Below are 19,816 nucleotides of genomic sequence, written 5' to 3' on the forward strand. Positions count from 1 at the left end.
CTTCGTGTGAGACTTCACTCTGGTGGCTCCTTCGGTTGCTTGTGAGGCAACCCGCATGCTCGCGCATGCGGGTCGAAGGAGCCGCCACCTCAGCTCATGCGTTCAACAGACTCCGGGACATCGCCCGCATGGGTGGGGCTGTCCCTGGATGGCCCTGTCCTTGGCCTGTCGATGTTGCCGGTGCTGACTGAACTGCCGGCGACTCCCATGGCGGTTCCGGCCGCAGCAGAGGTTCCGGCTGCCGGCTGGATCCAGCTCGATGACTTGGGGTCACTCGACCGCATGCTGCTGCACGCTTGGCGCTTGTCGCGAGCCCTGCCTAACCAACTTGAAGTGCGCTACACGGAACTGCTGGCGACTGTATCTGCCACTGAGCGCGAGGCGACGGTCCGCCAGCGCGTCGGGCAGGACCTGTTTCGAGATGGCCTGCTGACCCTTTGGCGTGGCCGTTGCGCTATCTCGGGCCTGGATGTTCCGGAGCTCTTGCGCGCCAGCCATGCCAAGCCTTGGGCAGCCAGCACTGATGCCGAACGCCTCGATGTATACAACGGACTGCTGTTGGCGGCGCACCTGGATGCTGCGTTCGATTGCGGGCTCATCACTGTTGATCCTGAAGGCACCGTCGTGCTTTCAGCTGCTCTATCTAGCGAAGCTGTGAAGCTGCTCGGACTTGAAGGAACGGCACATGTGAACCTATCCGCGAGACACAAGCCGTATCTCTCCTGGCATCGACAGCACGTGTTCGATCAGTAGATGTGCACTGCCTACGCCAGGCAGAGGCCTACCGTCCCAATCGCCTGAATGAATTGCCGCATGTATGTAATTGGCCTTGATCCGGGCGGGTCTCTGAGCTTCGGTTGGGCCGTCATGGAGTTTGGTTCGTCCAAACTTGTCTCGTTGAAGACGGGGACGAGTTCGACCGCGCGTGATGCCGTTGCCGACGCTTGGCTGCATCTAGGTGGTGAGCTCTGTGCTGTTGGGATCGACGCGCCACTCTTTTGGACCCAGTACGGTGACAGGCAGGTCGACCTCACCGTTCGGCGCATGGTCAAGAAAGCCGGCGGCCATTCGGCAACCGTCAGCCACATCAACTCATTGCGCGGAGCCTGCCTGGTTCAGGGGGTGTTGGCTGCCGTCGAGGTGAAGAAGCGAGAGCCCTCGCTGTTGGTCACTGAAGCCCATCCGAAAGCGCTCCTCCGGGTCTCCTCTGCACCAAAGCGCTTCATTGACATGGTTCCACATCGCTACGGTAACGATCATGAGTACGACGCCGCCGTTGCTGGCTTTTCTGCGTGGGCGGCCTTTACGAGGATGGATGGCTGGCACGACCTCGCCACAACTGAAAGGAATCCGTTCTTTCCAGTGGGGGCAAGTGTTCAATACTGGTTTCCGCGTGAGCTAGCCCAGTTGGGCGAGGATCATTGAGGATTGTGGGTGCCGATTGCCTGGAGGGTCGAATGACCGCTCACTGCCGGTTGATGGCATTTGCGGCCGTGTACCGTTACGGCTGTGGCAGCGCTTCCTTGCGATCCTTGTGCCGATAGCGCGGATGCATGTGACCGCCGTAGACCAAGGAATCGGTGGATAGCGGACGCCGGGTCGGAGCAGTGGGCGCGAGTTTGGGATGTCGCCCAACTGACTGGCTGAAGACACGATTCGCACAGACCTCGTAGGGTGACGAAGTACGCCCCAGGCGCTGCTGAAGCCCATCACATGGAGTCCGACGCCCGATGACTGCTTGCACTGGTCCTCCTGTGCTGGTGTCGCATCTGGCTCATCTGGTGAGCTTCTGGGTGCCTAGGCTGGCGCGCACGACTGAACTGGTCAGTCGCCTGCGACGAGCTGCGGGCACGATGGTCAAGGACCCGTCCAACCGTAGAGGCCACCGCTGAGGAGTCTGCATGCCCGCACCCACCCCCCGCTACCTCACCAAGTCGCGATTCACGCTCGCCGTCGAATGCCCGACCAAGCTCTTCTACACGGGCAAGAAGCACTACGCCAACACCAAGCTCGACGACGAGTTCCTGGCTGCGCTGGCCGAGGGCGGGTTCCAGGTGGGCGAGCTGGCCAAGGTGATGCATCCGGGCGGCGTGGAGGTCACGGCTGCGGGCAACGCGGAGGCCCTGGCGCAGACGGCGCAGCTGCTGCAGCAGCACACCGTCACGCTGTACGAGGCGGCCATTGCCCACGGGCCGTTCCTGGTGCGTGTGGACGTGCTGCGCAAGGTCGGCAACGCGGTGGATCTCATCGAGGTCAAGGCCAAGTCGTTTGACTCCCGCAACCCGCATGCCTTTCGGCTCAAGCGCGGGGGCATCGACAAGGCCATGCTGCCCTACCTGCTGGACGTGGCTTTCCAGCGCTATGTGCTCGGGCTCGCGCATCCGGATTGGACCGTGCGGTCTTTCCTGATGATGGCGGACACCTCCAAGGTGGCCACCGTGCCCGGGCTGAACCAGCGCTTTCGCATCCAGCGCTCAGGTAGTTCCCGCCAGCGGGTGATCGTGCGGCCGGGCACCACGGCGGACACGATCGGCGAGCCGGTGCTCACCGCCGTGTGCGTGGACGAGTACGTGGCCGAGCTGCTGCGCGCGCCGCTGGGTGCCGCCGGCAGCACCAAAACGCTGGACGAGCTGGCCACGCACTGGGCGCAGCACTACGTGGCGGACCGCAAGATCGCGCCCGACTTGGCAGGCCGCTGCGCGAAGTGCGAGTTCCGGTCCGACGGCACCCACGGGCTCGCCAGCGGGTTTCACGAATGCTGGCAGCAGGCCATGGGATGGCCCCGCGAGGTGCTGGACCAGGGCACCGTGCTCGACATCTGGGGCTTCCGCCGCCGCGACGAGCTGATTGGGCAGGGCATCGTCCGCCTGGCCGACGTGAAGGCGGAGGACATCCGCGTCAAGGAAGGGGATGACGGCCTGTCCCCGTCCCAGCGGCAATGGATGCAGGTGAGCGGCCAGTGGCCCGGCGGTGGCGAGTTCTATCTCGACCGCGACCTGATGCGGGCCCAGATGGCCACCTGGGCCTACCCGCTGCACTTCATCGACTTCGAAACCGCCCGGGTCGCGCTGCCGTTCTACGCGGGGCAGGGGCCCTACGCCAACATCGCGTTCCAGTTCTCGCACCACCGCGTCGACGCGGACGGCACCGTCACCCACGCGAGCGAATACCTCAGCCTGGAGCGTGGCGTGTCGCCGAACTACGAGTTCGTGCGCCAGCTGCGGGCGGCCGTGGGCCCGGCCGGCACCATCTTCATGTGGACGCCGCACGAGAACACCACCCTGCGGGCGATCCTGCAGGAGCTGGAGGCTGACCCCCAGCCGCCGGCCGATGCCGACGTGCTGCGCACCTTTTTGCTGGACATCACGCGCGAGCCCGGCGTGCGCGAGGGCCGGCGGGCGATGGATGACCTGTGCGAACTGGCCAAGCGCGCCTTCTTCCATCCGGCCACGAAGGCCAGCTCGTCGCTGAAGAAGGTGCTGCCGGCGGTGCTGGCATCGTCGGCCTACCTGCGGGCCCGCTATCAGCTGCCGATCTACGGTGCCGCGGGCGGCATCGCCAGCAGGAACTTCCAGAACTGGGTGTGGTGGCAGCCCGGCCCCCACGGGCCGGTGAACCCCTACGACCTGCTGCCCCCCGTGTTCAGCGACATCCCGCAGGAGCTGCTGCAAAACCTGGACTCCGACGAAGACATGCAGCTCGCCGAAGGCGGCGCCGCCACCACCGCCTGGGCGAGGACGCAGTTCGAGGAGACCGACACACTGGAGGTGGACCGCATCCGCGCCGCGCTGCTGCGGTACTGCGAGCTGGACACGCTGGCGATGGTGATGGTGTACGAGGCGTGGCGGGATTGGCTTAAAGGCTCTTAGGCAAGTCGAGTCGCCGCCGGCTCGACGGACACGATCCGAAGGTGAAGATCGCTGCTGCCGCCACCCCACCGTCTGAGTCTTGGAGACGGCAGTGCCCGGCCGGAACAGGCCCATGCGGGCTCGCGGCGGCTATCCTTCCGCTCGTGCATCGCTCCTGCTCCCAGGCCGTCTCCCCCGGCCCTCATTCGCTCGCGCAGCGGCCACGGCGTAGCCAGTCCCCGGGCCGCCAGCGCGGCTTCGCCGCCCTGATGCTGACGATGCTCGTGCTGATGCTGGTGCTGGTGCCGGCCATGTGGCTGTACCAGTCCGCCGCCGACCGCCAGCGGGTGCTCGACGCGCAGGTGCGGGCGATGCTCAAGGCCGCACCGCGGCCCGCTCCGGCGGCGCCGGCGCCCGCGCCGCCGGCCGAGGCCGCGTCGGGCAACGGCGCGGGTTCGGGCGAAGCGCCGGCTCAGAGCCGGTAGATCCGCACCGCGTTGCCGCCGAGCACGGCGGCGCGTTCGTCTTGGGGCCGGTGGGCCAGCAGCTCCTGTGTGTCGTCCCACCAGCGGCCGTAGTCGGCCGCCAGTTCCAGCACCGGCCAGTCGCTGCCCCACAGCACGCGCTGCGGGCCGAACACGTCCAGCAGGTGGGCGGCCCATCGCCGCGCGGCGCCGGGGGGCGGCTTGGGCCCGGCCTCGGTCAGCAGGCCGGACATCTTGCACGCGGCCTGCGTGTCCTGCGCCAGCTGGCGCAGGTCGTCGGCCCAGGGCTGCCACTGGCCCTGGGCGATGGCCGGCTTGGCGCCATGGTCCACCACCACGCGCAGCGTGGGGTGGCGCTGGCACAGCAGGAGGATTCGGTGCAGGTGCTGCGGCAGCACCAGCGCGTCGAACACCAGGCCGCAGGCGGCCATCGCCTGCAGGGCGGGGGTCAGCGCGGGCTGCAGGATCCAGTCGGCATCGGCGATGTCCTGCAGCATCGGCCGCAGGCCCTTCAGGCGCGGCCGGGCCGCGGCCAGGGCCTCGATGCGTTGCGGCGCGTCCGCGGCCAGCAGGTCCACCCAGCCGACCACGCCGCGCACGTCGTCGTGCGCGTCGGCCTGGTCCAGCAGGAAGGCCGTCTCGGCCTCGGTGGGCGCGGCCTGCACCAGCACGCCGGCCTGCACGCCCCGCGGCCGCGCCTGGGCGCGCCAGTCGTCGACGCTCACGTCGCGGTGGATCGGCGCCAGCGCCGGCGTGAGCCAGCCGTAGTCGCCGCGCGCAAGACGCCAGCAGTGGAAGTGCGCGTCGACGATCATGCCGCGGGCACCGGCGCGTCATTGGGCACCGGAGCGTTATCCGGCAGCAGGCCCTCGGCGCGCAGCTCGCGCCAGTAGTCGGCGGGGATCGGGTGCCGGGCCATGGCCACCGCGTCGTGCCATTCGGCGGCGCTGCGGGCGCCCACCACCACGGTGTCCACCGCCGGGTGCGCCAGCGGAAACTGCAGCGCCGCGGCGCGCAGCGGCACGCCATGGCGGTCGCCCACGGCCTCCAGACGCGCGGTGCGCTCCACCCATTCGCGGGCGGCCGGCGCGTAGTTGAAGCGGGCCGCCGCGCCGCTGCGCGTGCCGGTGGCCAGCAGGCCGGAATTGAACGCACCGCCCAGCGCCACGCGCACGCCGCGCGCCACGCACTCGGGCAGCAACCGGGGCAGGGCGCTGTGGTCGAGCAGGCTGTAGCGCCCGGCCAGCAGCAGCACGTCGAGGTCGGCCTCGCGCAGCACGTCGCACACGATGTTCACGTCGTTGACGCCCAGGCCCACGGCGCGGATCGTGCCTTCGCGGCGCAGCGCGTGCAGCGCGGGCAGGGCCTCGTCGATCACCTGGCGGCGCACGGCGTCGGCGTTGGCGCCGTGGGTCAGGGCGTCGCAATCGTGCACGTAGGCCACGTCCACCCGCGCCAGGCCCAGCCGCTGCAGGCTATTGTCCAGGCTGCGCTTCACGCCATCGGCGCTGTAATCCCAGTGCTGAGCGAACGGCAGCCCGCCCACGTAGCCGTGCTGCTCGCGCGGAGCGTGGCGGTCGGGCGTGAGCAACCGGCCCACCTTGGTGGACAGCACGAAGGCGTCGCGCGGCTGATCGCGCAGCGCGTCACCGACGCGGCGTTCGGACAGGCCGTGGCCGTAGTGCGGCGCGGTGTCGTAGCTGCGGCAACCCGTCTGCCACGCCGCGGCCAGCAGGGCCCGCGCGTCGGCGTCGGCCACCTCGGCGAACAGGTTGCCCAGCGGCGCGCCACCCAGGCCCAGGCGCGGGCCGGACGCCGCGCAGGGCGGGAAGTGGAATCGCGGTGGGGTGGCGGAGGCTGCCAAGGGTTTGCACGGGTGATTGCGCAGCATGCTACGACTAACATGTCAGTGTGCGCATGGGGACAACCCGAGCCCTCGTCGCGCACTTCCTGCCCGTTGCCCGCCATGCTCAAGCACATCCCGCCGCTGCTCACGCCCGACGCGCTCCACGCGCTGGCGAGCATGGGCCATGGCGACGTGCTGGCCATCGTCGACGCGCACTTCCCGGCCGCCCGCATCGCCGCGCGCGCCGGTGCGCGCCTGGTGCACCTGCCCGGCGCGGACACGCCGGCCGTGCTGCGCGCGGTGCTGGCGCTGATGCCGCTGGACGAGGCCACGTCCGAAGCCGCCTGGACCATGCAGGTCATCGGCGAGCCGGCCACCGTGCCGCCCGCCGTGGCCGAGATCCGCGCCGTGCTCGCCGCGGCCGGCGAGCGCGACGCCGGCACGCTGGAGCGCCATGCCTTCTACGACGCGGCGCAGCAGGCCTTCGCCGTGTTCCAGTGCGGCGAGGCACGCACCTACGGCAACGTGCTGCTGGCCAAGGGGGTGGTGCGATGAGCCTGTCGGGCCGCTGCCGGGCGCGCGGGCCTGAGCGCCAAGCGCGAGGGCTCGTCGGATGAGCGCGCCGCTGTCCCAGCGCGCGAAGGCGTACGAAAGCTTCCAGCAGCAGATCCTGCAGGCCAACATCCGCCCGGGCCAGTTCATCTCGCAGCGCGAGCTGGTGCAGCTGCTGGGCATGCCGCTGGGCGCCGTGCGCGAACTGATCCCGCGCCTGGAAGCCGAAGGCCTGCTGCGCACCGTGCCGCAGCGCGGCCTGCAGATCGCGCATGTCGATCTGGCGCTGATCAACAACGCGTTCCAGCTGCGCCTGATGCTCGAGCGCGAGGCCGCGGTGCGCTTCTGCAGCACCGTGTCCGACGCGGACCTGTCGGCGATCGAGGACGCGCACCTGCGCATCGTCGAGCGCGCCCGCAGGGGCCCGGTCGACGAGGCCCTGCTCACCGACGCGCAGACGGTGGACTGGGGCCTGCACGACCTGATGATCGACGCCCTGGGCAACGCCCTGGTGTCGGAAACCTACCGCGTCAACAGCCTGCGCGTGCGCCTGATCCGCCTGGAGCGCGCCATGCTGTCGGACGACGCGCTGCTGCCCGCCATGGAGGAGCACCTCTGGTTCATCGCCGCGCTCAAGCGCCGCGACGCCCAGGCGGTGGCCGCCCGCCTCACCCACCACGTCGAGAGCGCGCACCGCCGGGTGCTCGGCCTGCCGCGCCCGCCACTTCCCCAGGACACCCCATGACCACCGACTCCCAGGGCGCGCCCGGCCTGCACGGCATTTGGCCCGCCCTCATGACCCCGCTCGACGCGTCGCTCGCCATCGACCATGCGCGCTTTGCGGCGCTGGCACGCTCGCTCATCGAGCGCGGCTGCGGCGGCGTCACGCCCTTCGGCACCACCGGCGAAGGGCCGGCGTTCTCGGTGGCCGAGCGCCGCGCCGCGGTGGAAGCGCTGGTGGCCGGCGGCGTGCCCGCGTCGCGCGTGCTGGTGTCGGTGAGCTGCGTCGCGCCCACTGACACCGTGGCCCTGGTGCGTCATGCGCAGGACGTGGGCGCCTGGGGCGTGCTGCTGATGCCGCCGTTCTTCTTCAAGGGCGTGTCCGACGCCGGCATCGTGGCGGCCTACCGCTACATCCTCGACGCCACCGCCGATCGGCCGCTGCGCGTGGTGCTGTATCACATCCCCCAGGTGGCGGCGGTGGGCGTGTCGCAGGACGTGATCGCCGAGCTGATCCGCCTGTACCCGCAGCGCATCGTCGCCATCAAGGACAGCGCCTGCGACCGCGCGCACTCGGTGGCGCTGGGCCAGCGCTTCATGGCGGGCGCCGGCCCGCGCATCGGCGTGCACGTCGGCAACGAGCTGGACCTGCCCACGCTGGCCGCGCTGGGCAGCCGGGGCGCCGTCAGCGGCCTGGCCAACTTCATGCCGCGCGTGGTGCACCGCCTGGCGACCGAGCCCGACGCCAGCCGCGCGCTCGCCGACCATGCGCTGGTGCAGCGCCTGCTCACGTGGCTGGGCGGCTACGCGTTGATCCCGGCTCTCAAGGCCGTGATGGCGGCGCAGACTGGCGACACCGCGTGGCTGCGCGTGCGGCCCACCCTCGCGCCGCTGGAAGCGGCGCAGTTCGACAACTTCCGCCGAGAGCTGGCTGCGATCGGCCTGGACCCTGCCAACAACTGACCCAAAGAAGGAGACCCCCATGACCCCGAAGTTCCTGCGCCGCAGCCTCGTCGCGGCCACCGCCGCTCTGGCCACCGTGCTGGCCGCCCCGGCCGCCCTGGCCCAGAGCAAGGTCACGCTGCGCATTTCCACGCCCGCGGTGCCCGACGACTGGCACGGCAAGATGTGGACCGTGTTCAAGGACACGCTCGACAAGAGCGCGCCCGGCGAGTTCGACGTCCAGATCAACCTGAACGCGTCGCTGTTCAAGCAGGGCACCGAGCCGGCCGCCATGGCGCGCGGCAACCTGGAGCTGAGCTCGATCTCGGCCTTCGACATCGCCAAGCTGGTGCCGGAGTTCTCCATCTTCACCGCCGGCTACATCATCCGCGACCCCGACCACCAGCAGAAGGTGTTCAACGGCCCGATCGGCGAGGAGCTGTACAAGCTCGTGTCCGAGAAGATGGAAGTCACCGTGCTGTCGCCCATTTACCTCGGCACGCGCCAGGTGAACCTGCGCGAGGCGCGCAACGTGCGCACGCCGGCCGACCTCAAGGGCGTCAAGCTGCGCATGCCCGGCAGCAAGGAGTGGCTGTTCCTCGGCGAGGCGCTCGGCGCCACCGCCACGCCGCTGGCCTTCGGCGAGGTCTACCTCGGCCTCAAGACCGGCACCATCGACGGCCAGGACAACCCGCTGCCCACGGTGCGCGCGGCCAAGTTCTACGAGGTGACCAAGCAGCTCGTGCTGACCAACCACCTCGTCGACGGCATCTTCATCGCCATCTCCAACAAGAGCTGGAACGCGATGACGCCGGCCCAGCGCGACAAGGTCCGTGCCGCCGCCCGCGCCGCCGCCGCGTTCAACAACGACAACCGCATCAAGGAAGAGGCGCAGATCGTCGACTTCTTCAAGCAGCAGGGCCTGCAGGTGACCACGCCCGACGTGGAAGCCTTCCGCAAGGCGGTGCAGGCGGCCTACGCGCCGTCGGACATCGCCAAGACCTGGCCCAAGGGCCTGCTCGAGCGCATCAACAACACCCGTTAAGCGTCTCCCATGCGCCGCTGGCTCAAGGCCGGCGCCGACGCGGTCGGCGCCGGGCTCTTCGCGACCCTGTTCGTCGTCTTCCTGATCCAGATCGTGGCGCGGTTCGGCTTCGGCCGGCCGCTGCCCTGGACCGACGAGCTGGCGGTGGTGCTGTACGTGTGGGTCATCCTGTGGGCCGCGGCCTTCATGGTGCCCGCGCGCGAGCATGTGGCGTTCGACCTGCTGTACCACCTGATGGGGCCGCGCACGCGGCGCGCCATGCAGTTCACCGGCGCGCTGCTGATCGGCGTGCTGGCGGCCTGGGCCCTGCCGGGCAGCTGGGACTACGTGCGCTTCATGGGGCGTGAGGGCACGCCGGTGCTGGGCCTGCCGTTCTCCTGGGTGTACGTGCCGTTCGTCGCGCTGCTGGTGGCGCTGGTGGTTCGCAACGCCTGGCTCGCCTGGCGTCTGGTGCGCGGCGCCCCGCTGGAAGAAGCCGGCCTCACCGAGGGCCGCAGCGCATGACGCCGGGGCTTGCAGTGCTGATCGGCGTGCTGGCGCTGGGCATGCTGCTGCGCGCGCCGATCGGCTTTTCGATGCTCGCGTCGGGCATCGCCTACCTCGCGTTCAAGCGGCAGGACATGGGCCTGGCCGCCGAGCAGGTGCTCAACGGCCTGTACAACAGCTACGTGCTGCTGGCCGTGCCGCTGTTCATCCTCGCGGCCAACCTGATGAACGCCGGCACCATCAGCGAGCGCATCTTCGACTTCTGCCGCATCCTGGTGGGCCGCCTGCGCGGCGGCCTCGCGCAGGTGGACATCCTCGTCAGCGTGGTGTTCTCGGGCATGAGCGGCAGCGCCATCGCCGACGCCGCCGGGCCGGGCCTCGTCACCATCAAGCAGATGCTCAGGAAGCCCGGCTACTCGCCCGGCTTCGCGGGGGCGGTGGTGGTGGCCAGCGCCACCATCGGGCCGATCATCCCGCCGTCGATCCCGATGGTGATCTACGCGCTGGTGTCGGGCACGTCGGTGGGCGCGCTGTTCCTCGGCGGTGTGGTGCCGGGGCTGCTGATGGCGCTGGTGCTGATGATCGCGGTGCACATCATCGCGATCCGCCGCAACATGCCGCGCGACGAGCCGGTGCCGCTGTCGCAATACCCGCAGATCCTGCTGCGCGGCGCGCTGCCGCTGTCGCTGCCGGTGGTGCTGCTGGGCGGCCTGTACAGCGGCGCCTTCACGCCCACCGAGGCGGCGGCCGTGGCCGCGCTGCATGCGCTGCTGCTGGCCGGGCTGGTGTACCGCGCGCTCAGCCTGCGCACGCTGTGGGCGGTGCTGGTGGAGTCCACCCGCTCGTCGGCGGTGATCACGATGATCATCGCCGGGGCCTTCCTGCTCAGCTACGCCTTCACCGCCGAGGGCGTGCCCCAGGCGCTGGCGCAGTGGGTGTCGGGCATGCAGCTCGAAGCCTGGCAGTTCCTGCTGCTGGTGAACCTGGTGTTCCTGGTGCTCGGCTGCTTTCTCGACACGGCGGTGATGCTGCTGGTGTTCGTGCCGATGCTGCTGCCCGCGGCCAAGCTGCTGGGCATCGACCTCGTCCACTTCGGCGTCGTCGTGGTGATCAACATGATGATCGGCCTGGTGACGCCGCCGTTCGGCATGCTGCTGTTCGTCACCAACGCGCTCACCGGCATCCCCATCAAGGACATGCTGCGCGAGGGCTGGCTGTTCCTGGTGATGCTGATGGGCCTGCTGCTGCTGCTGACCCTGGTACCGGAGATCGTGCTGTGGCTGCCGCATTCCATGGGCTACGGCAAGGGCTGAGCCCCAGGCGGAGCCGATGACATGACCATCGACGTCGTCTGCGTGGCCAGCTTCAACGCCGACCTCGTGTCGCGCGTGACGCGGCCGCTGGCGCGCGGCGAGACCGTGCTGGCCTCGGGCTTCGACATCCAGCCCGGCGGCAAGGGCTCCAACGCGGCCATCGCCTGCGCGCGGCAGGGCGCCCGGGTGGCAGTGCTGGCGCGCCTGGGCGACGACGACTTCGGCCGCATGGCGCTGGCGCTGTGGGCGCGCGAGGGCGTCGACGCGTCCGCCGTGGAAGTGGCCGCGGCCGAGCGCAGCGGCGTGGCGCAGATCCTCGTCTACGACGACGGCGACAACAGCATCGCGGTGGCGCCCGGCGCCGGCGCGTCCCTGGGCGCGCGCCATGCGCAGGCGGCCGCCGCGCTGCTGCGCGGCGCCAAGGTCGTGATGGCGTCGTGCGAGGTGCCCTTCGACGCCACGCAGGCCGCTTTTGCGCTGGCGCGCGAGGGCGGGGCGGTGACGCTGCTCAACCCGGCGCCGGCGCGGCCGCTGCCGGAGGGCCTGCTCGCGCTGACCGACCTGCTCACGCCCAACGAGACCGAGCTGCAGGCGCTGGCCGGCACGGCGGACACCGAAGCCGCGGCGCAGGCGCTGCTCGCGCGCGGCCCGCGCGCCGTGCTGGCCACGCTGGGGGCGCGCGGTGTCGCGCTGTTCCAGCGCGGCCGGCCGCCGCTGCGGCTGCCCGGGCATGCCATGGCCGTGGCCGACACCATCGGCGCGGGCGACACCTTCACCGGCGCGCTGGCGGCGGCGCTGGCCCGCGGCGAGCCGATCGACACGGCCGCACGCTGGGCCAATGCGGCCGCGGCGCTGTCGGTCACGGGGCACGGCGCGATCGGCGGCATGCCGACGCGCGACGCGGTGGCGGCGCTGCTGGCGCCGCCGCCTTCTGAAACCTAGAACGAGGAGACAGCAATGGTTCGGTTCGGCAGGACAGCGGTCGCCGTGGCGGCCCTCTGGGGCGCCGCGCTGGCGGCACAGGCGCAGACGACGGTGCTGCGCTGGGGCGACGTGGTCGGCGGCACGCACCCGCAGGTGCAGATGATCGAGCGCGTGGCGGCGGAGGTGAAGACCAAGACGGGCGGCCGGGTCGAGATCCAGGGCTTCCCGGGCGGCCAGATCGGCGGCTCGCGCGACATGATCGAGGCGGTGGCCAACGGCTCGCAGCAGCTCGTCACCGAGGGCGCGGCCAACTTCGGCGCCTGGATCCCGAGCATCTCGGTGGTGGAGGCGCCCTACATCTGGCGCGACCCGCAGCACCTGATCAAGGCGCTGAACGGCCCTCTGCTGGCGCAGTACAACGACCAGCTCGTCAAGGCGCGCGGCATGCGCATCCTGGGTGCGGTGTACTACGGCACTCGCCACGTCACCACGTCGGCCAAGCCGGTGCAGTCGCTCGACGACATGAAGGGCCTGAAGCTGCGCGTGCCCGAGAACGACGTGTTCCGCGCCATGGCCGAAGCCTGGGGCGCGCGTCCGACGCCGATGAACTTCAACGAGCTGTACCTCGCGCTCAAGCAGGGCGTGGTCGACGGCCAGGAGAACCCGCTGCCGACGATCAAGTCGGGCAAGTTCCATGAGGTGCAGAAGTACATCGTGCTCACCGGCCACATCATGACGCCGCGTCTGGTGGTGGTGAACGACGCCGCCTGGCAGAAGATCGCCGCCGCCGACCGCAAGGTGGTGGAAGACGCGATGCGCTCGGCCATGAACTGGGCCGACGAGCAGATCCAGGCGCAGGAGAAGACGCTGCTCGACGAGTTCAAGGCCGCCGGCGTGACCATCGTCGCGCCGGATGTGGCCGCGTTCCGGCGCGCCACGCTCGCCGCGGTGCCGCCCAAGTTCGAGGCCAAGTGGGGCAAGGGCACCTATGAGTCCATCGCGACGATGAAGTGATGGGCGCGTCCGCCGCCCGCTGGGCCCGCGCCGCGCTGCACGGCAGCGCGGCGCTGATGTTCGCGCTGATGGTGGGCCTGGTGCTGGCCCAGGTGGTGGCGCGCAAGTTCTTCGAGCCGCTCGTGTGGAGCGAGGAACTGGCGCGCTACGTGTTCACCTGGGTCGCCTTCCTGGGCTGGGTCATCGCCACCGACCGGCGCAGCCACATCGCCATCACGCAGGGCCTGGACCATGCCGGCCCGCGGCTGCGCCGCGCGCTGCGGGCCTTCGGCGACCTCGCCACGCTGCTGTTGATGGCGCTGCTGCTGTGGCAGGGGCTTCGGCTGGTGGCCAACAACGTCGGCATCGACGCGGTGAGCCTGCCGCTGTCGATCGCGCTGGTGTATGCCGCGGTACCGCTGGCGGCCGCCGGCGTGGCCGCCGTCGTCGTGGCCCGTCGCTTCGCCCCGGCGACTCGGGAGCCCGCATGACCACCGTGATGCTGGTGATCCTGGCGCTGTGGTTCGTCTGCCTGTTCACCGGCGCGCCGATCTACGTGACGATGGCGCTGGCGGCCGCGGCCTTCGTCTTTGCGGCGGGCATCAACCCGGTGGTGGTGGCGCAGCGCCTGGCCAAGGCGGCGGACAGCTTCCCGCTGCTGGCCGCGCCCATGTACATCCTGATGGGCTCGCTGATGAACTCGGCCGGCGTCACCGAGCGCATCTTCCGCTTCGCCACGGTCTGCGTCGGCTGGTGGAAGGGCGGGCTGTGCCACGCCAACATCCTGGGCAGCGTGATCTTCGCCGGCATGAGCGGCTCGGCGGTGGCCGACGCCGGCGGCATCGGCACGATCGAGATCAAGGCCATGCGCGACGCCGGCTACGACCCGGAGACGGCCGCCGCGATCACGGCGGCGTCGGCCACCATCGGCCCGATCATCCCGCCGTCGCTGCCGATGATCATCTACGGCGTCGCAGCCGAGGCGTCCATCGGCGATCTCTTCCTCGGCGGCGTGGTGCCGGGCCTGCTGATGGCCGCCGCGCTGATGGTGATGGTGCGTGCGATCGCGATCCGCAAGGACCTGCCGCGCGCCCCGTTCCCGAGCCTCGCCGACGTCGCGCGCGCCTTCGGCGGTGCGTTCTGGGCCCTTCTGTGTCCGGTGGTGCTGTTCGGCGGCATGCTCAGCGGCGTGTTCACCGCCACCGAGTCGGCGGCGGTCGCGGCGCTGTACGCGCTGGTCGTGGGCCTGGGCTACCGCGAGTTCCGGCTGCGCGACCTGCCGCGCATCCTGGTGGACACGGTGGAAACCACCGGCGTGATGATGGCGCTGGTGATGAGCGCCGGCCTGCTCGGCTACGCGCTGTCAATCTCGCGCCTTCCACAGGAGTTCGGCGCCTGGCTCACCGGCACCATCGACTCGAAGCTGGCCTACCTGCTGCTGGTCAACGCGCTGCTGTTGGTGGTGGGGTGCTTCATGGAGGCCATCGCCGCTATCCTGATTCTGGTGCCGATCCTGGTGCCGCCGGCGATGGCGCTGGGCATCGACCCGGTCCAGTTCGGGCTGGTGGTGGTGCTCAACCTGATGATCGGCACGATCACGCCGCCGGTGGGGATCGTGCTGTTCGTCACCGCGCGCGTGTCGGGCGTGCCCTTCGAGCGCGTGTGCCGCGCCACGCTGCCGTTCCTGTGGCCGCTGCTGGCGGTGCTGGCGGCGATCACGCTGGTGCCTTCGCTCACCACGGCCCTGCCGGCGGCGCTGCGCTAGGCTTCGCGCCATGCAGCAAGCCCTGCGTGCCGCGCCGGTGGCCACGGTCGCCGTGGCCGAACTGCTCGGCACCTCGCTCTGGTTCAGCGCCAACGGCGCCGCCGACGACCTGGCGCGCGCCTGGGGCGCGACGCCGGCCGACATCGGCGTGCTCACCGCGGCGGTGCAGCTGGGCTTCATCGCCGGCACCCTGGCGCTGTCGCTCGGCGGCCTGGCCGACCGGTTCGCGGCCAGCCGCATCTTCGCGTTCTGCGCCGTCTGCGGCGCGCTGCTCAACGCCGCCTTCGCGCTGGGCGCGCAGGGCGTGGTCGACGGTGCCGTGCTGCGCTTTGGCGTCGGCCTGTGCATCGCGGGCATCTACCCGCTGGGCATGAAGCTGGTGGTGGGCTGGGCCCCCGACCGCGCCGGCGTGGCGCTGGCGTGGCTGGTGGGCATGCTCACGCTCGGCACGGCGCTGCCGCACGGCTTGCGATGGGCCGGTGCGGCGTGGCCCTGGCAGGGCGTGATCGGCGCGTCCTCGCTGCTGGCCCTGGTGGCGGCGGCCCTGGTGCTGATGCTGGGCGACGGCCCCCAGGCGCCGCGGCCGGCCGTGGCCCGCGCCCGCCCCGGCGAGGTGCTGGGCGTGTTCCGCGTGCCGGCCTTTCGCGCGTCGGCGCTCGGCTACTTCGGCCACATGTGGGAGCTGTACGCCTTCTGGACCGTGCTGCCGCTGCTGGCGGTGCGCACCGGCCTGGACGCGCGCCTGGGCGCGGGCGGCGCCTCGGCGCTGGCCTTCGCGGTGATCGCCGCCGGCGCGCTGGGCTGCGTGCTGGGCGGCCGCGCCAGCCGGCGCTGGGGCAGCGCCCGCGTGGCGGCGCTGGCACTGGCCACGTCCGGCGCGTGCTGCCTCGTCTTCGCCAGCGGGGTGCTGGCCGGTCAGCCCGCGGCGCTGCTGGCGCTGCTGCTGCTGTGGGGCGTGGCCGTGGTGGCCGACTCGCCGCAGTTTTCCGCGCTGTCGGCGCAGGCCTGCCCGCCGCGCCTGATGGGCAGCGCGCTGGCGATGCAGAACGCGATCGGCTTCGCGATCACCGTGGTGTCGATCGGCCTGGCCAGCGCGCTGATCGAGCGCTGGGGGGTCGGCGTGGCGTGGCTGCTGCTGCCCGGCCCCGTGCTCGGGCTGTGGGGCCTGGCCGCGCTGTGGCGGCCGGCCCGGCCCTGAGCCGCTGCGTCAGGCGCCCGCGGCGATGCGGCGCGCGATGGCCTCGCCCATCTCGGTGGTGGAGGCGTTGCCGCCGAGGTCGGGCGTGCGCGGGCCTTCCACCAGCACCTGCTCGATGGCGCGCACGATGGCGTCGTGCGCGGCCCGGCCGGCGCCCTGGCTTTGGGTCAGGAAGTCCAGCATCAGCGCGCCCGACCAGATCATGGCCACCGGGTTGGCGATATTGCGGCCGTAGATGTCCGGCGCCGACCCGTGCACCGGCTCGAACAGCGACGGGAAGCGGCGCTCGGGGTTCAGGCTCGCCGACGGCGCGATGCCGATGGTGCCGGTGCTGGCCGGGCCCAGGTCGGTGAGGATGTCGCCGAACAGGTTGCTCGCCACCACCACGTCGAAGCGGTTGGGCTGCAGCACGAAGCGCGCCGACAGGATGTCGATGTGCTGCTTGTCCATCGCCACGTCCGGGTAGTCGGCCGACAGCGCGTCGGCGCGCCGGTCCCACCACGGCATGCTGATCGCGATGCCGTTGCTCTTGGTGGCCACGGTGAGCTGCTTGCGCTGCCTCGAGCGCGCCAGCTCGAACGCGTAGCGCATCACGCGATCGGTGCCGAAGCGGGAGAACACCGTCTCCTGCACCACGATCTCGCGCTCGGTGCCCTCGTACATCACGCCGCCGATGGAGGTGTATTCGCCCTCGGTGTTCTCGCGCACGATCAGGTAGTCGATGTCGCCCGGCTTGCGGCCGGCCAGCGGGCAGGGCACGCCGTCGAACAGGCGCACCGGGCGCAGGTTGATGTACTGGTCGAACTCGCGCCGGAACTTGATCAGCGAGCCCCACAGCGAGATGTGGTCGGGCACCTTGGCCGGCCAGCCGACGGCGCCGAAGAAGATCGCGTCCATGCCGGTGAGCTGCGCCTTCCAGTCGTCGGGCATCATCTGGCCGGTCTTTGCGTGGTAGTCGCAGCTGGCCCAGTCGATGGGCTGCACCTGCAGGCCGAAGCCGAATCGCTCGGCGGCGGCGTGCACCGCGCGCAGGCCTTCGGGCATCACTTCCTTGCCGATGCCGTCGCCGGGGATCGCGGCGATGCGGAAGGTGGGCTTCATGGGGGCGTCTCCTCGGGGTCGTCCGGCGCGGCGGCATGCGGCGCGGGGGCCCGATGGTAAGCGGCCGTGGTGCGCGGCCGCCGCGCCGCGTGACAGGGTTGGCGCGGCTCGGCCGTTACATGCGGCGCGCCGTGCGGGCGGGCGCGCGCCGGGCTAAGGTGCGCACCATGCCGTCCGTCCAAGCCACCGCGGTCTCCGGCCTGCAGGCCGCCCAGGCGCGCCTGTCGGTGTCGGCGCACAACATCGCCAACGCCGCGACGCCGGGCTTCCGGCGCCAGCAGCTCGCGCTGTCCACCGACGCCGGCGGCGGCGTGGCCACCAGCGTGGTGCGCGCGCCCGCACCCGGTGCCGCCCTCGAACGCGACGTGGTGGACCAGCTCCAGGCACGGCACGAGTTCGCCGCCAACCTCGCCGTGTTCCGCACCGCGGACCGCATGACCGGCACCCTGCTCGACGTGCTGGGCTGACGCCGCCCGGCGCCGGGCTCCGGCGCACGCGCGCCCTATTGGGCCGCATTGGGCGGCGCACCCCGTGACAACCCGGTTGCCACTCCGCAGACCGGGGCGGACGATGGCTTCGTATCGCACGGCATGTTGCTCGTGCACCTACGGAGCCCCTTCATGACGATTCTTCGTTCCCTGGCGCTGCGACCGGCCGGCATGGTCGCGCTGTCCGGTCTGGTCGCCTGCAGTGCGCTGTACCCGGCCTCGGCCGACGAGGGCGACGCGCCCCCACAGGACACCCGCGTCGGCAAGAGCCACAAGCCCAAGGCGCCGCCGCCGCCGCCGCTGGCGTCGGGCACCGGCTACCGCAAGGGCGTGGTGGCGGTGGCCAATCCGTATGCCGCCGAAGCCGGCGCCAAGGTGCTGGAGCGCGGCGGCAACGCGGTGGACGCCGCGGTGGCGATCGCCTATGCGCTCAACGTCGTCGAGCCGCAGTCGGCCGGCGTGGGCGGCGGCGGCTTCATGATGATCCACCTCGCGCACCGGGACCGCACCTTCGTGATCGACACGCGCGAGAAGGCGCCCGCCGGCGCCACGCCGGACATGTTCGTCGGCGTGCCGAACTCCAGCCTGCAGGGCGTGGCGGTGGGCGTGCCCGGCATGGTGCGCGGCACGGCCTATGCCGTGCGCCGCTACGGCCGGCTCGACCTCGACGACGTGCTCGAGCCCGCCATCGTGCTGGCCGACCAGGGCTTCGCCGCCACGCCGCGCTATGCCGCCGTGAGCTGCAACGCGCGCTCGCAAAACTCGCCGCTCGCGGCGTCGGTGTTCTGCCCCGGCGGCGCGGCGCCGGTGGTCGGCACGCTGGTGCAGAACAAGCCGCTGGCCGAGACCTTCCGCCTGATCGCGCGGCACGGCCCGGACTGCTTCTACAAGTACATGCCCGAGAAGGGCTGCGACATCGCCAAGGGCATCGTCGAGGGCCAGAAGTTCGCCAAGCCCGGCACCCTGGGCGGCGTGGTCGTGCCGGGCAAGGGCGGCTCGATGACCTACGAGGACCTCGCCGCCTACCAGCCGGCCGAGCGCAAGCCGGTCGAGGGCACCTACCGCGGCTACCGCATCAAGGCCGCCGCGCCGCCGTCGTCCGGCGGGCACACGGTGATGCAGATGCTGAAGATGCTGGAGCGCTTCCCGATCGGCGACGCCGCGCAGGGCTACGGCTTCGGCAGCCCGCGCACGGTGAACGTGATGGCCGACGCGATGCGGCTGGCGTTCGCCGACCGCTCGATCTGGCAGGGCGACGCCGACTTCGTGCCGGTGCCGGGCAAGGGCCTGCTCGACGACACCTACACCGGCCTGCGCGGCGCGGCCATCGTGCCGGGCGCGCGCATCAACCCGAACCCGCTGCCGGGCGACCCGCGCCCCTACGAGGTGGCGGGGCTGAAGACGGGCACGCGCCTGGCCGTGGCCGAGCCGGTCACCGGCCCGGGCGAGACCACCACCCACTTCGTGGTGGCCGACCGCTGGGGCAACCTGGTGTCCTACACCAACACCATCGAGTCGTCGCACGGCATCGGCGTGTTCGCCGGCTACACGCAGGACGACGGCACGTTCAAGAGCCACGGCTTCCTGCTCAACAACGAGCTGACCGACTTCAACACCGTGCCCAGCACGAACCCGTTCACCGGCACGGTGGGCTACAACGACGTGCAGCCGGGCAAGCGGCCGCGCAGCAGCATGACCCCGGCGATGATCTTCACGCCCGACGGCAAGCCGCTGGTGGCCTACGGTTCGCCCGGCGGTGCGACCATCATCAACTCGGTGCTCAACGTCACGCTGAACCTGATCGACCACCGCATGACGCTGCAGGACGCCGTCAACGCGCCGCGCGTGTCGGTCACCAGCACGGCCAGCAGCATCGCGCGCGACAACGGCATCGCGCCGGCCGCGCCGCTGCCGCAGGCCACGGTGGACGCGCTGGTGGCGCTGGGCTACACGGTGGGCAACCCGGCGGACATCGGCTCGGTGCAGGCGGTGTTTGTCGACCCGCGCACGCGGCTGCAGTACGGCGCCGCCGACGCGCGGCGCGAAGGCACGGTGATCGGCCTGCCGCGTTGATCGAAGGGCCGGCGGGCGCCCGGGCGCCCGCTGCGCC

20 protein-coding genes are annotated in these 19,816 nt (G+C 71.1%); 17 read left to right on the forward strand and 3 right to left on the reverse strand.

Features of this window, described 5'->3' with window-relative positions; genetic code table 11:
• The first annotated feature begins 180 nt into the window (after positions 1-180).
• The 4 genes from AC2EAQ_RS00005 (at position 181) to AC2EAQ_RS00020 (ending at position 4,333) form a co-directional block, all read left to right on the forward strand.
• On the forward strand, positions 181-753 hold the full coding sequence (locus AC2EAQ_RS00005; RefSeq protein WP_484639612.1) for an HNH endonuclease: 573 nt from the start codon (positions 181-183) through the stop codon (positions 751-753).
• A 48-nt stretch (positions 754-801) separates the two neighbouring features.
• Positions 802-1,425, forward strand: a complete 624-nt coding sequence (locus AC2EAQ_RS00010) for a DUF429 domain-containing protein (protein ID WP_484639613.1) — start codon at positions 802-804, stop codon at positions 1,423-1,425.
• A gap of 476 nt (positions 1,426-1,901) precedes the next feature.
• A complete protein-coding gene (locus tag AC2EAQ_RS00015; RefSeq protein WP_484639614.1) occupies positions 1,902-3,869 on the forward strand; it encodes a DUF2779 domain-containing protein in 1,968 nt (655 codons plus the stop codon).
• Between the two features lie 248 nt (positions 3,870-4,117).
• Positions 4,118-4,333: a hypothetical protein gene (locus AC2EAQ_RS00020; RefSeq protein WP_484639615.1), complete on the forward strand. Its 216-nt coding sequence runs from the start codon at positions 4,118-4,120 to the stop codon at positions 4,331-4,333.
• Here AC2EAQ_RS00020 and AC2EAQ_RS00025 read toward each other — a convergent pair.
• Both AC2EAQ_RS00025 and AC2EAQ_RS00030 read right to left on the reverse strand, forming a co-directional pair.
• A complete protein-coding gene (locus tag AC2EAQ_RS00025) occupies positions 4,321-5,148 on the reverse strand; it encodes an amidohydrolase family protein (protein WP_484639616.1) in 828 nt (275 codons plus the stop codon). The two genes, AC2EAQ_RS00020 and AC2EAQ_RS00025, sit on opposite strands and share 13 nt — an antisense overlap.
• Positions 5,145-6,197, reverse strand: coding sequence for an aldo/keto reductase (locus AC2EAQ_RS00030; RefSeq protein ID WP_484639617.1), 1,053 nt, complete (start codon positions 6,195-6,197; stop codon positions 5,145-5,147). Before AC2EAQ_RS00030 ends, AC2EAQ_RS00025 begins: the two co-directional genes overlap by 4 nt.
• 102 nt (positions 6,198-6,299) lie before the next feature.
• On the opposite strand from AC2EAQ_RS00030, the gene AC2EAQ_RS00035 reads away from it, so the two are divergent.
• Genes AC2EAQ_RS00035 through AC2EAQ_RS00085 form a run of 11 tightly spaced genes read left to right on the forward strand, consistent with a single transcriptional unit; the run spans position 6,300 to position 16,117 of the window.
• Positions 6,300-6,734 (forward strand): RbsD/FucU family protein, encoded by a 435-nt coding sequence (locus AC2EAQ_RS00035; protein WP_484639618.1) that lies wholly within the window; start codon positions 6,300-6,302, stop codon positions 6,732-6,734.
• 58 nt (positions 6,735-6,792) lie between these two features.
• Positions 6,793-7,476 carry a GntR family transcriptional regulator gene (locus tag AC2EAQ_RS00040; protein ID WP_484639619.1) on the forward strand — a complete coding sequence of 228 codons (684 nt, stop codon included), beginning with the start codon at positions 6,793-6,795 and terminating at the stop codon, positions 7,474-7,476.
• Positions 7,473-8,414 carry a dihydrodipicolinate synthase family protein gene (locus AC2EAQ_RS00045; RefSeq protein ID WP_484639620.1) on the forward strand — a complete coding sequence of 314 codons (942 nt, stop codon included), beginning with the start codon at positions 7,473-7,475 and terminating at the stop codon, positions 8,412-8,414. Before AC2EAQ_RS00040 ends, AC2EAQ_RS00045 begins: the two co-directional genes overlap by 4 nt.
• A 19-nt stretch (positions 8,415-8,433) precedes the next feature.
• Positions 8,434-9,438, forward strand: a complete 1,005-nt coding sequence (locus tag AC2EAQ_RS00050) for a sialic acid TRAP transporter substrate-binding protein SiaP (RefSeq protein ID WP_484639621.1) — start codon at positions 8,434-8,436, stop codon at positions 9,436-9,438.
• A gap of 9 nt (positions 9,439-9,447) precedes the next feature.
• Positions 9,448-9,942 carry a TRAP transporter small permease gene (locus AC2EAQ_RS00055; RefSeq protein ID WP_484639622.1) on the forward strand — a complete coding sequence of 165 codons (495 nt, stop codon included), beginning with the start codon at positions 9,448-9,450 and terminating at the stop codon, positions 9,940-9,942.
• Positions 9,939-11,237, forward strand: coding sequence for a TRAP transporter large permease (locus AC2EAQ_RS00060; protein ID WP_484639623.1), 1,299 nt, complete (start codon positions 9,939-9,941; stop codon positions 11,235-11,237). The genes AC2EAQ_RS00055 and AC2EAQ_RS00060 overlap by 4 nt, the downstream gene beginning before the upstream one ends.
• Before the next feature lie 21 nt (positions 11,238-11,258).
• On the forward strand, positions 11,259-12,179 hold the full coding sequence (locus tag AC2EAQ_RS00065; protein ID WP_484639624.1) for a ribokinase: 921 nt from the start codon (positions 11,259-11,261) through the stop codon (positions 12,177-12,179).
• A gap of 45 nt (positions 12,180-12,224) precedes the next feature.
• Positions 12,225-13,175, forward strand: a complete 951-nt coding sequence (locus AC2EAQ_RS00070; RefSeq protein WP_484639625.1) for a sialic acid TRAP transporter substrate-binding protein SiaP — start codon at positions 12,225-12,227, stop codon at positions 13,173-13,175.
• Positions 13,175-13,645, forward strand: coding sequence for a TRAP transporter small permease (locus AC2EAQ_RS00075; protein WP_484639626.1), 471 nt, complete (start codon positions 13,175-13,177; stop codon positions 13,643-13,645). The genes AC2EAQ_RS00070 and AC2EAQ_RS00075 overlap by 1 nt, the downstream gene beginning before the upstream one ends.
• Positions 13,642-14,919: a TRAP transporter large permease gene (locus tag AC2EAQ_RS00080; protein ID WP_484639627.1), complete on the forward strand. Its 1,278-nt coding sequence runs from the start codon at positions 13,642-13,644 to the stop codon at positions 14,917-14,919. The genes AC2EAQ_RS00075 and AC2EAQ_RS00080 overlap by 4 nt, the downstream gene beginning before the upstream one ends.
• Positions 14,920-14,929: 10 nt before the next feature.
• Complete coding sequence (locus AC2EAQ_RS00085) at positions 14,930-16,117, forward strand: MFS transporter (RefSeq protein ID WP_484639628.1); 1,188 nt, start codon at positions 14,930-14,932, stop codon at positions 16,115-16,117.
• 9 nt (positions 16,118-16,126) lie between these two features.
• Here the strand turns inward: AC2EAQ_RS00085 and AC2EAQ_RS00090 are convergent, their stop codons facing one another.
• Positions 16,127-17,218: a tartrate dehydrogenase gene (locus AC2EAQ_RS00090; RefSeq protein ID WP_484639629.1), complete on the reverse strand. Its 1,092-nt coding sequence runs from the start codon at positions 17,216-17,218 to the stop codon at positions 16,127-16,129.
• 167 nt (positions 17,219-17,385) lie between these two features.
• On the opposite strand from AC2EAQ_RS00090, the gene AC2EAQ_RS00095 reads away from it, so the two are divergent.
• Both AC2EAQ_RS00095 and ggt read left to right on the forward strand, forming a co-directional pair.
• A complete protein-coding gene (locus tag AC2EAQ_RS00095) occupies positions 17,386-17,685 on the forward strand; it encodes a flagellar basal body protein (RefSeq protein ID WP_484639630.1) in 300 nt (99 codons plus the stop codon).
• 153 nt (positions 17,686-17,838) lie between these two features.
• Positions 17,839-19,779, forward strand: coding sequence for a gamma-glutamyltransferase (gene ggt, locus AC2EAQ_RS00100; RefSeq protein WP_484639631.1), 1,941 nt, complete (start codon positions 17,839-17,841; stop codon positions 19,777-19,779).
• Positions 19,780-19,816 lie beyond the last annotated feature (37 nt).

The organism is Aquabacterium sp. T101, assembly GCF_057219775.1.

Excerpts from the sequence above, each read along its gene's own strand:
- AC2EAQ_RS00080 (WP_484639627.1), top strand. The coding sequence starts at position 13,642 with ATGACCACCGTGATGCTGGTGATCCTGGCGCTGTGGTTCGTCTGCCTG.
- AC2EAQ_RS00035 (WP_484639618.1), top strand. The coding sequence starts at position 6,300 with ATGCTCAAGCACATCCCGCCGCTGCTCACGCCCGACGCGCTCCACGCG.
- AC2EAQ_RS00055 (WP_484639622.1), top strand. The coding sequence starts at position 9,448 with ATGCGCCGCTGGCTCAAGGCCGGCGCCGACGCGGTCGGCGCCGGGCTC.
- AC2EAQ_RS00010 (WP_484639613.1), top strand. The coding sequence starts at position 802 with ATGAATTGCCGCATGTATGTAATTGGCCTTGATCCGGGCGGGTCTCTG.
- AC2EAQ_RS00045 (WP_484639620.1), top strand. The coding sequence starts at position 7,473 with ATGACCACCGACTCCCAGGGCGCGCCCGGCCTGCACGGCATTTGGCCC.
- AC2EAQ_RS00090 (WP_484639629.1), bottom strand. The coding sequence starts at position 17,218 with ATGAAGCCCACCTTCCGCATCGCCGCGATCCCCGGCGACGGCATCGGC.
- AC2EAQ_RS00040 (WP_484639619.1), top strand. The coding sequence starts at position 6,793 with ATGAGCGCGCCGCTGTCCCAGCGCGCGAAGGCGTACGAAAGCTTCCAG.
- AC2EAQ_RS00060 (WP_484639623.1), top strand. The coding sequence starts at position 9,939 with ATGACGCCGGGGCTTGCAGTGCTGATCGGCGTGCTGGCGCTGGGCATG.
- AC2EAQ_RS00085 (WP_484639628.1), top strand. The coding sequence starts at position 14,930 with ATGCAGCAAGCCCTGCGTGCCGCGCCGGTGGCCACGGTCGCCGTGGCC.
- ggt (WP_484639631.1), top strand. The coding sequence starts at position 17,839 with ATGACGATTCTTCGTTCCCTGGCGCTGCGACCGGCCGGCATGGTCGCG.
- AC2EAQ_RS00065 (WP_484639624.1), top strand. The coding sequence starts at position 11,259 with ATGACCATCGACGTCGTCTGCGTGGCCAGCTTCAACGCCGACCTCGTG.
- AC2EAQ_RS00095 (WP_484639630.1), top strand. The coding sequence starts at position 17,386 with ATGCCGTCCGTCCAAGCCACCGCGGTCTCCGGCCTGCAGGCCGCCCAG.
- AC2EAQ_RS00050 (WP_484639621.1), top strand. The coding sequence starts at position 8,434 with ATGACCCCGAAGTTCCTGCGCCGCAGCCTCGTCGCGGCCACCGCCGCT.
- AC2EAQ_RS00075 (WP_484639626.1), top strand. The coding sequence starts at position 13,175 with ATGGGCGCGTCCGCCGCCCGCTGGGCCCGCGCCGCGCTGCACGGCAGC.
- AC2EAQ_RS00020 (WP_484639615.1), top strand. The coding sequence starts at position 4,118 with ATGCTGACGATGCTCGTGCTGATGCTGGTGCTGGTGCCGGCCATGTGG.
- AC2EAQ_RS00015 (WP_484639614.1), top strand. The coding sequence starts at position 1,902 with ATGCCCGCACCCACCCCCCGCTACCTCACCAAGTCGCGATTCACGCTC.
- AC2EAQ_RS00025 (WP_484639616.1), bottom strand. The coding sequence starts at position 5,148 with ATGATCGTCGACGCGCACTTCCACTGCTGGCGTCTTGCGCGCGGCGAC.